The following is a 9,160-nucleotide window of genomic DNA, read 5'->3' as shown; positions in this document are numbered from 1 at the left end:
TACCCGGCCTATCTTCATGAGCCGGGCGCCGGCGACGCCGGCGACGTCACCTTCCCGGCGCTCGCCGAGCTCTACATCGACCCCGGCTTCCGGGTCAGGCAAGCCGGTCCGGCGGATCGGCCCGCCGACGAGAGCTGGTGGCAGGTCGAGCAGCGCGCCGATCTCGCGGAGTTCCTCGCCGCCTTCCTCACCACGTCGCGGGCCACCGAGGGCCCGCTGCTGCTGCTCGGCCAACCCGGCGCCGGGAAGTCGGCACTGACCAAGGTGCTGGCGGCGCGGCTGCCGGCGGAGGACTTCCTCGTCGTGCGGGTGGCACTGCGCGAGGTGCCGGCGGAGCGGTCGATCCAGGATCAGATCGAGTTCGCGTTGCGCGCCACCATCGGCCGTCACGTCGCCTGGGCCGACCTCGCGGCCACCGCCGGCGGCGCGATGCCGGTGATCCTGCTGGACGGCTTCGACGAGCTGCTACAGGCCACCGGAATGCATCAGTCCGACTTCCTGAAGAAGGTGGCCGCATTCCAGAAGCGGGAGGCGACGCTGAAACGCCCGGCCGCGATCGTGGTCACCAGCCGGGTGGCGGTCGCGGACCGGGCGACCATCCCGGAGAACACGCTGGTGGTGCGGCTCGCCGGCTTCGACCGCGAGCAGGTCGGGCAGTGGCTCGCGACCTGGAACGCGGCCAACGCGCCGCACGGGCGCCCGCCGCTGACCCTGGGTGCGGTCGAGCGCTACCCGCACCTGATCGAGCAGCCGTTGCTGCTGCTGATGCTCGCGCTGCACGACGCGGAGGAGACGCTGCGGGCGGACGTCACGCTCGAACTCGCCGACCTCTACGAGCGCCTGATGGTGAGTTTCGCCGAGCGCGAGGTTCGGCGGCTGCACGGCGACGAGCCGGAGAGCGCCGTCCAGGAGCTGATCGAGGAGGAGCTGCGGCGGCTGTCGGTGATGGCGTTTGCGATGTTCAACCGGGCCCGGCTGTGGATCACCGGCCAGGAGCTGGACGACGACCTGCGCAGCCTGGGGATGGCGGCGCCTTCGGCGGAGCAGCGCCGGAGGCTGACCGTGGCGCAGGAAGTGGTCGGCCGATTCTTCTTCCTCCAACGGGCACAGGCCATCGAGGACGGTCGGACCCTCCAGGCCTACGAGTTCCTGCACGCGACCTTCGAGGAATACCTGGTCGCCCGGCTCGTGGCCCACGAGGTCCGCGACGGGGGGATGCTGCGTTCGCTGATCGGATACGAGCCGCTGTTCGCTCGGGAGTTCGTGCCGGTCTTCCTTCATTCGATGCTGAACGGCCGGCGCGAAGCCCGGGAGTGGCTGATGCCGGCGCTGCGGCAGGCCGTGAACCGGCCCGAGGTGCCGGAGCTCGACTACCGGCCGGTCGACCGGCGCGCGGATCACTGGATGGCGCTCTACTCCGTCAACCTCGCGCTGCTGGTGCTGGCCTGCGGGGAGCCGCTGCGGGCGTCCGAGATGTTCCCGGACGCGTTCGAGGCGGCGGGTGAGCTGCATCGGACGGCCGGCCATTGGGGCGCGGCGATGGAGCGGAGCGTCTGGGGCGGCCTCCTCGATGTGATGATCGTTCGCCGCCTGTGGGACGGCCGGCGCCGGGACGTCCAGCTGGAGTTCGGAACCACGGACCGCATCGAACCGGTGGATCCGTGGTGGACGCACGGCCGCGAGGAGTTTCTCGAGTCGGCGTCGCCGGGCACGGTGGTCACCGGCTTCACCACACCGGGTCACGTTGCCAAGTCGCTGCACGTCGGCGGCGGCATCGGCTCCGACATGATGCGGCACGCACTGGAGCCGCTGATCGCGACGGCGCCCGAGTCCCTGACCACCTTCGTGGTCCACGGCGACGGCACCGAGCTGACGTCGGTACTGCACGACGCGATCGCCTTGTGGACGAAGTCGGCGAACAGGGACCCCGATCTCGAGCAGGCCTACGACCGAGCCATTCGTGCTCCCGGCCGCACACGGTCCTCGGGTGGATCCACATGATCACCGACATCAAGGGCTACGGGCTCGACCTCGCGCCCTGGCTTCTCGAGTGCATGGCCGTGTTGCGGCCGCTGCCGCCCGACCTGGGTTCGATGATCGGCGTCGTGCTGGGGACGCACTACTCGACCGCCGGATCCTGGCCGCCGGCCGGGCGGGTCCGCATCCTGGCCGCGCTCCGGCGGCTGTACGGCTACCTGTCGGACGGCGACATCGCCTGGGTGCGACGCGAACTGCTGCCGCGCCTGCCGGACGACGCCATGGACCCGGGCGCCGCACAGGCGGCCGCCGGGGCGTGGGCCGCCGCGCACCTGTTCCAGCAGGCGTGACCGGAGGAGAGTGGCATCGTGCGGATCTTCAACCTCGGCCTGCGGTTCGTGCTGGAGCTGGCCGCGCTCGCCGCGCTGGCGTACGGCGGATGGCACGTACCCGGACCGCTCTGGCTGCGCATCGTCCTGGCCGTCGCGTTCCCGCTGCTCGCGGCGCTGATCTGGGCCCGCTGGGTGGCGCCGAAGGCGAGCCACCCGCTGTCCGACCCACTCCGGCTCGTCCCGGAGTGGGTCGTCTTCGGCGGCGGCGCGGTCGCCCTCGCCCTCACCGGTCACGTTCTGCTCGGCGTACTCCTGGCGGTGTTGGCGGCGGCCAACCGCCTGGCCCTCCACCTGCTGCGCACCGACACCGGTGGCGCCGCGGTGAGCTGAGCCTTGACGCCGTCGACGCGAAGTGCAGGATAGGGCGCATGACGATGTCGTTGCCGATCGCGCCCGAGGCGAACGAGCTGCTTTCCACCAACCCGCTCGCGCTGCTGATCGGCATGACCCTCGACCAGCAGGACAAGCTCGAGAAGGCGTTCAGCTCGCCCTACGTGCTGAGCCAGCGGCTCGGGCACGTGCCCACCGCCGACGAACTGGCGAACGCCGACCTCGACGACCTGATCGCCGTCTTCGCCAAGCCGCCCTCGCTGCACCGCTTTCCCAAGGCGATGGCCGCCCGGGTCCAGGAGGTGTGCCGGGCGCTGGTCGAGCGCTACGACGGCGACGCGGCCAACCTGTGGAAGGACGCCGACAGCGGTGCCGAGCTGGTCAAGCGGGTGGCCTCGCTGCCCGGGTTCGGCAAGCAGAAGTCGCAGATCTTCACCGCCCTGCTGGGCAAGCAGTTCGGGGTGCGGCCGGCCGGGTGGCGGGAGGCGGCCGGTCACTACGGCGACGAGGGTTCGTACCGCTCGGTCGCGGACATCGTCGACGCCGGCTCGCTGGAGCGTGTGCGCACGTACAAGAAGGAGATGAAGGCCGCCGCCAAGGCGTGACCCCAACGCGGCCCTGTTACGTCCTGACCCGCCGCTACGTCAAGGCATTGCGTCGGTTGTGGGCACTACCGACGCAGCGGTGCAAGGATGAAGGGTCGATCGGAGAGCCAGCGTGAAAAAGCAGCCGGAGCGGCCGGTGGTCATCACCGATGCCGCCCGCAGCCAGGGCGACCAGCTCAGGAGCCGGGAGATTCGCTATGTGTCGATGATGGGCCTGCGCGCGGCCTGTCTGATCGCCGGCGCCATCCTGATCAGCGTGAAACCGCCGTTGCTCCCGGTGTGGCTGATCCTGTGCGCGGCCGGCATGGTCATCCTGCCGTGGATGGCGGTGTTGATCGCGAACGACCGTCCCCCGAAGAGCCGGGCCGAGCGGGCGCAGTCGCAGCAGCCCGCGCCCACGCATCGAGTGCTGGAGGACAAGCCGGCCGAGGAGCGCGAGCACCGCGTGATCGACGCCGAGGACTGAGGTCCCTTGCTGTTGATCATGACGTGGCGCCGGGCGCGCCGCCGCCACCCCCACCCCGGCACTGGGTGGGCCTGAACGTTAGGCCTCGGGTGTGACAGTTTTCGGCCCGGCCTGTGGACGGGCGCCGACCCTGGTCACGGCCTCCGCCCCGCTCGCCGCTCCGGCGGCCAGCGCCGCCTCCGGCGACGACCCCGAGCACCAGGCCCGGAGAAGGCCCGCGGCGAAGGCGTCGCCCGCGCCGGTGGGATCGATGACGGGTACGCGGTCCGTGGCCCACGACCGCAGCACCCCGTCCCCGCCTCGCCAGATGGCGCCGTCGGGGCCCAGCTTGACGACCACGTTCCGGGCGAAGTGGGCCAAGACCTCGGCCTGCGCCGGCGGACTGCCCGGGCCGGCGAGCACCGCGGCCTCGTCCGCGTTGCACAGCAGCAGGTCGACCCCGCGAACCCAATCGAGGAAGGCACCCACCCGCCGCAGCGGGGCCGCCGACGACGCGTCGACGCTCACCGTGAGCCCACGGTCGCGCGCCGCGCCCAGCGCCGCCAGGCCGCCCGCCCGGGACCCCTCGTTGAGCAGCGCATAGCCGGAGAGGTGCAGGTGCACGGCGTCGTCGGCGTCCTTGATCGCGGCGGTCACGTCGGCCGGATCGAGCAGCAGCGCGGCGCCCGGATCGGTGATCAGCGTGCGCTCACCCTCGGTAGCGATCACCACGACGGTGCCCGTGGTGGCGCCGGCGTGCGCCCGCACCGCGCAGCGCACGCCCTGCGCGGTCAGCTCCGCGATCAGCGAACGCCCCGCCACGTCGTCGCCGACCGCCGCGACCAGCGTGACGGCGGCGCCCGCGTGGGCCAGCCAGGCCGCGGTGTTCGAGGCCTGGCCGCCGCCCGAGTAGGTGATCGAGGCGAGCGTGTCCGTGCCCGTCTCGATCGGTCCGGCCGGCACGACGACCACGTCGGTGACCAGGTCACCCACGACCAGCAGGCTCATGCGGGGACGGAGAAGCCCAGCGGTGCCGGAGCGGGTGCGGCCGCCGCGGCGACCTGGGCGGCGAGGGCGGCGTTGCGCAGGATGATCCGCACGTTGACCTCGAGGCTCTTGCCGGCGGTCCGCTCGTGGAAGAACGCCAGCAGGTACGGCGTCACGTCCTTGCCGGTGACCCGGTCGCGCGCCAGGTTGGCCAGCCCCTCGGTCAGCGTCGCGTCGTGCAGCGCCGGGTCGAGCTGCTCGTCGGCGGGCAGCGGGTTCGCCAGCACCAGGGCGCCGCGCGACACGCCGTGCTCGTCGCGCGCCTTCAGCACGGCGGCGACCTGAGCCGGCGACTCCAGCGTCCAGTACAGGTCGTGGCCACCGTCGGTGAGGTAGAAGCCGGGGAACCGCGACGTCCGGTAACCGGCGACGGCCACGCCGAGCGTCTCGAGCCGTTCCAGTGTCGCGCCCACGTCGAGGATCGACTTCACCCCGGCGCAGACCACCACGATCGGGGTACGCGCCAGCGTGTTCAGGTCGGCGGACTCGTCGAACGTGTGATTCGCCTCGCGATGCACCCCGCCCAGCCCACCGGTGGCGAACACGCCGATCCCCGCCGCGGCCGCCACCGCGCTGGTCGCGGCGACCGTCGTCGCGCCGTCCGCACCCGTCGCGGCGGCCACTGCGAGGTCGCGCACCGACAGCTTGGCCGCGGACCCGGCGGCCAGGCGTTCGATCTGTGCCGGAGAGAGACCGACGACCAGTTCGCCCCCGATCATCCCGATCGTTGCCGGAACGGCGCCGTTGTCGCGTACCGCCTGTTCGATCTCACCAGCCACCCGGATGTTGTCCGGATGCGGCAGCCCGTGCGAGATGATCGTGCTCTCCAGCGCGACCACGGGGCGGCCGTCGCGGCGCGCCCGGGTCACATGATCGCCGTACTGAATCGCGAAGTCGTTCACGTCCGCAACGTTACGTGGCCGCTTGTCGTTGGACCGACCCGGCGCGAGGTGCGACACTTGGCGGCTGGAGCTTCCTTTCGCCGCGACGGGGCCCCTGCTCGGGGGAGCCGGCGAAGAATCTGAGAAATGTTCGCTACGAGAGGCAGATAACCGTGAGCACGCAGATCCTGGAGCGCCCGGAGACCAAGGATGCGGACACCGGGCCCGAGATGTTCCACTACGTGCGCAAGGAAAAGATCGCGGAGAGTGCCGTCATGGGCACATTCGTGATCGCGCTGTGCGGCGAGAAGTTCCCGGTGACGAAGTCGCCGAAGCCCGGCTCGCCGGTGTGCCCGGCGTGCAAGGAGATCTACGAGTCGATGAAGCACTGAGCTTGCTGGTCGTCGCTTCGCTCGTCCGGCGTTTCGCCCCGAGGAGCTGATGACTCAGGCACGAAAAGGACCTCGGCTGCGCCTCCTACTTTTCGCACCTGAGTCATCAGCGGGCGAAACGCGACTCTGGCTGCGGTTACCCCGCCGTGCCCGTCCGGTGGAGTGACGCTCGTTATGCTGGATGCGCCCCCGCGGCATACCGCGGGGGCCGTTTTGTGAGTGGCAACACCTGTGAGGAAGGGATCCGCGTAGCTTGAGTCCGCCGAAACCGGATCTGGAGACGTTCCCGCCTCTGCGGGCCTGGCAGCGCAAGGCCTTGGTGGTGTATCTCCGCCGCCGATCCGAGGACTTCATGGCGGTCGCCACCCCCGGCGCCGGCAAGACCACGTTCGCCCTGCGGATCGCCGCCGAGCTGCTCGCCGACGGTACGGTCGAGGCGATCACCGTGGTGTGTCCCACCGAGCACCTGAAGACGCAGTGGGCGGCCGCCGCAGCCCGGGTCGGCATCCAGCTCGACCACTCGTTCCGCAACTCCGATGTGCACTCGGCGCGCGACTTCCACGGCGCGGCCCTCACCTACGCCCAGGTCGGCATGGCGCCGGCCGTGCACCGCCGGCGCACGATGACCCGGAGCACCTTCGTCATCCTCGACGAGATCCACCACGCCGGCGACTCCCGCACCTGGGGCGACGGGGTGAAGAGCGCGTTCGAGCCCGCGACCCGGCGGCTGATGCTGACCGGCACGCCGTTCCGCTCGGACGAGAACCCGATCCCCTTCGTGACCTATGAGCGCGGCGAGGACGGCCTGCAACGCTCCCGGGCCGACTCGGTGTACGGCTACTCCGACGCCCTCGCCGACGGCGTCGTGCGGCCCGTGCTGTTCATGGCGTACTCCGGGGAGACCCGCTGGCGCACCAGCGCGGGGGACGAGCTGGCCGCCCGGCTCGGCGAGCCGATGACCAAGGACCTGGTGGCGCAGGCCTGGCGTACCGCGCTGGACCATCGCGGCGACTGGATGCCGCAGGTGATGCGGGCCGCCGACGCCCGGTTGTCGAAGCTGCGCTCGCACGGCATCCCCGACGCCGGCGGACTGGTCATCGCCAGCGACCAGCAGACCGCCCGCGCGTACGCGAAACTGCTCGAGACCATCACCGGCGAGAAGGCCGTCGTGGTCCTCTCCGACGACGCGGGAGCGTCGGAGCGGATCGCCACCTTCGCCCTGTCCCAGGAGCGCTGGATGGTGGCGGTCCGGATGGTGTCCGAGGGTGTCGACATCCCCCGGCTGGCGGTCGGCGTCTACGCCACCAGCGCCTCCACCCCGCTCTACTTCGCCCAGGCGATCGGCCGCTTCGTCCGCGCCCGCCGCGAGGGTGAGACGGCGACGGTGTTCGTGCCGAGCGTCCCGCACCTGCTCGGGCTGGCCAGCGAGATGGAAGCCCAGCGCGACCACGTGCTGGGCGCCCGCAAGGACCCCGACGGCCTGGACGACACCCTGCTGGAGCGCGCGCAGCGCGAGGAGGACGCCTCCGGCGAGCTGGAGAACCGGTTCGAGGCGCTCTCCGCCACCGCCGAGCTGGACCAGGTGATCTTCGACGGCACGTCGTTCGGGACCGGGGCGCTGACCGGCACCGCCGAGGAGGAGGAGTATCTCGGCCTGCCCGGCCTGCTCACTCCCGACCAGGTGTCGACGCTGCTGAACCGCCGTCAGGCCGAGCAGCTCGCGGCGCAGAAGAAGGCGGCCCGGGCCAACGGCGACGCGGTGCCGTCGCCACGCGAGCCGGTGGTGCTGAGCGCGGGGGAGCGGCGGGTGACCCTGCGACGCCAGCTCAACACCCTGGTGGCGGCGCACCACCACCGCACCGGCCTGCCGCACGGCAAGATCCACGCCGAGCTGCGCCGTCTCTGCGGTGGCCCGCCCAGCGCCCAGGCGACCATCGAGCAGCTCGAGGAGCGGATCGCCACGGTACAGACGCTCTGACCGACGACGGTCGAGCGGCTCCGGGCGATTGTCCGGGCACGTGAAAGGGGCGCCCCACACCGTGGGCGCCCCTCAATCGTGTCTGTGGGGGATGTTCAGTTGGAGTTGGACATCATGTCCGCGCCGCGCCAGACGAACTCCGGGTCCGCTGCATACTGCACCGCGATCTTCACCAGGTCCTCGGCGTAGCGGTTGGCGTGGTGCCCGCAGAACACGAGCTCACCACCGCCCGCGAGGGTCAAACGGAGCTTCCCTGCTGCGTTGCAGCGGTCGCACCGTTCATCGGCAGCTGGGCCGGCCACAGTACCCGCCGGCGGCGTGAGAGTCGGGGTCATCGCCTTCCTCCTCTGGTCGTTACCGATGAACTTGTTCCTCGGCTACTGCTCACTCACTTTGCAACATCCGTGCTCGTTGCTGCCTTCCCCGTGTGCCCCGGGGGGACCCAAGTCACACGTTGTCCGGCAAGTGTGCCGTCCCTCAAGGGTGCCACGTCAACGATCTCGATCACACAACGGTCTGATCACCACCCAGTGATGTACGGGTGGTGACCAAACCGACACGAAAGGTTGACTGGAAACCCTAGTCCAAGTAGTCCCGCAGGACCTGTGAACGAGACGGGTGACGGAGCTTCGACATCGTCTTGGACTCGATCTGCCGGATCCGCTCACGCGTCACACCGTAGACCTGACCGATCTCGTCGAGCGTCCGGGGCTGGCCGTCGGTCAGCCCGAAACGCAGCCGGACCACGCCGGCCTCACGCTCGGACAGCGTCTGGAGCACCTGCTGGAGCTGGTCCTGCAGCAGCGAGAAGGAGACCGCGTCGACCGCGACGACCGCCTCCGAGTCCTCGATGAAGTCACCGAGCTGGCTGTCGCCCTCGTCGCCGATGGTCTGGTCGAGCGAAATGGGCTCCCGCGCGTACTGCTGGATCTCCAGCACCTTTTCCGGGGTGATGTCCATTTCTTTGGCCAGCTCTTCCGGCGTGGGCTCGCGGCCCAGGTCCTGGAGCAGCTCACGCTGTATGCGGCCGAGCTTGTTGATGACCTCCACCATGTGCACCGGGATGCGGATGGTGCGGGCCTGGTCGGCCATGGCGCGGGTGATGGCCTGGCG

Annotated in this window: 11 protein-coding genes; 7 read left to right on the top strand and 4 right to left on the bottom strand. The window is 70.7% G+C overall.

Annotation, left to right across the window (positions count from 1 at the left end; translation table 11 throughout):
* The 5 genes from AB0M20_RS13735 to AB0M20_RS13715 form a co-directional block, all read left to right on the top strand.
* Positions 1–2,001 (top strand): hypothetical protein (locus AB0M20_RS13735; protein ID WP_364297847.1); only part of this gene is annotated, 2,001 nt, incomplete at its 5' end.
* Entirely contained in the window at positions 1,998–2,327 is a 330-nt protein-coding gene (locus AB0M20_RS13730) for a hypothetical protein (RefSeq protein WP_364297845.1), read from the top strand. The genes AB0M20_RS13735 and AB0M20_RS13730, both read left to right, overlap by 4 nt.
* Positions 2,328–2,345: 18 nt before the next feature.
* Positions 2,346–2,699 carry a YrdB family protein gene (locus tag AB0M20_RS13725; protein ID WP_364297843.1) on the top strand — a complete coding sequence of 118 codons (354 nt, stop codon included), beginning with the start codon at positions 2,346–2,348 and terminating at the stop codon, positions 2,697–2,699.
* Between the two features lie 38 nt (positions 2,700–2,737).
* Entirely contained in the window at positions 2,738–3,304 is a 567-nt protein-coding gene (locus tag AB0M20_RS13720; RefSeq protein WP_364297841.1) for an HhH-GPD-type base excision DNA repair protein, read from the top strand.
* 112 nt (positions 3,305–3,416) lie between these two features.
* Positions 3,417–3,770: a DUF3099 domain-containing protein gene (locus tag AB0M20_RS13715; protein ID WP_364297839.1), complete on the top strand. Its 354-nt coding sequence runs from the start codon at positions 3,417–3,419 to the stop codon at positions 3,768–3,770.
* Between the two features lie 78 nt (positions 3,771–3,848).
* On the opposite strand, the gene AB0M20_RS13710 is transcribed toward AB0M20_RS13715, so the two are convergent.
* Together AB0M20_RS13710 and AB0M20_RS13705 are read right to left on the bottom strand one after the other, a co-directional pair.
* Positions 3,849–4,757 carry a carbohydrate kinase family protein gene (locus tag AB0M20_RS13710; RefSeq protein WP_364297837.1) on the bottom strand — a complete coding sequence of 303 codons (909 nt, stop codon included), beginning with the start codon at positions 4,755–4,757 and terminating at the stop codon, positions 3,849–3,851.
* Positions 4,754–5,698, bottom strand: coding sequence for a pseudouridine-5'-phosphate glycosidase (locus tag AB0M20_RS13705; RefSeq protein ID WP_364297835.1), 945 nt, complete (start codon positions 5,696–5,698; stop codon positions 4,754–4,756). Before AB0M20_RS13705 ends, AB0M20_RS13710 begins: the two co-directional genes overlap by 4 nt.
* Positions 5,699–5,844: 146 nt before the next feature.
* Between AB0M20_RS13705 and AB0M20_RS13700 the strand changes: the two genes are divergently transcribed.
* Both AB0M20_RS13700 and AB0M20_RS13695 read left to right on the top strand, forming a co-directional pair.
* Positions 5,845–6,069, top strand: coding sequence for a DUF3039 domain-containing protein (locus tag AB0M20_RS13700; protein ID WP_364297849.1), 225 nt, complete (start codon positions 5,845–5,847; stop codon positions 6,067–6,069).
* A 253-nt stretch (positions 6,070–6,322) separates the two neighbouring features.
* Positions 6,323–8,047, top strand: coding sequence for a DEAD/DEAH box helicase family protein (locus tag AB0M20_RS13695; protein ID WP_364297833.1), 1,725 nt, complete (start codon positions 6,323–6,325; stop codon positions 8,045–8,047).
* A gap of 95 nt (positions 8,048–8,142) precedes the next feature.
* On the opposite strand, the gene AB0M20_RS13690 is transcribed toward AB0M20_RS13695, so the two are convergent.
* Together AB0M20_RS13690 and AB0M20_RS13685 are read right to left on the bottom strand one after the other, a co-directional pair.
* Positions 8,143–8,382 (bottom strand): hypothetical protein, encoded by a 240-nt coding sequence (locus tag AB0M20_RS13690; protein WP_364297831.1) that lies wholly within the window; start codon positions 8,380–8,382, stop codon positions 8,143–8,145.
* Between the two features lie 244 nt (positions 8,383–8,626).
* Positions 8,627–9,160, bottom strand: a 534-nt coding sequence (locus tag AB0M20_RS13685; protein WP_364297829.1) for a sigma-70 family RNA polymerase sigma factor, incomplete at its 5' end; no start/stop codon positions are given.

The sequence above is a fragment of the Actinoplanes sp. NPDC051633 genome (assembly GCF_040681735.1).
Classification (GTDB): domain Bacteria; phylum Actinomycetota; class Actinomycetes; order Mycobacteriales; family Micromonosporaceae; genus Actinoplanes.
Note: the sequence above shows the minus strand (reverse complement) of the source record. Positions and strands in the feature narration are given on the sequence as shown.

Bases quoted from the DNA above. Each gene is read 5' to 3' on its own strand.
- AB0M20_RS13730 (WP_364297845.1), top strand. From the start codon at position 1,998: ATGATCACCGACATCAAGGGCTACGGGCTCGACCTCGCGCCCTGGCTT.
- AB0M20_RS13720 (WP_364297841.1), top strand. From the start codon at position 2,738: ATGACGATGTCGTTGCCGATCGCGCCCGAGGCGAACGAGCTGCTTTCC.
- AB0M20_RS13710 (WP_364297837.1), bottom strand. From the start codon at position 4,757: ATGAGCCTGCTGGTCGTGGGTGACCTGGTCACCGACGTGGTCGTCGTG.
- AB0M20_RS13690 (WP_364297831.1), bottom strand. From the start codon at position 8,382: ATGACCCCGACTCTCACGCCGCCGGCGGGTACTGTGGCCGGCCCAGCT.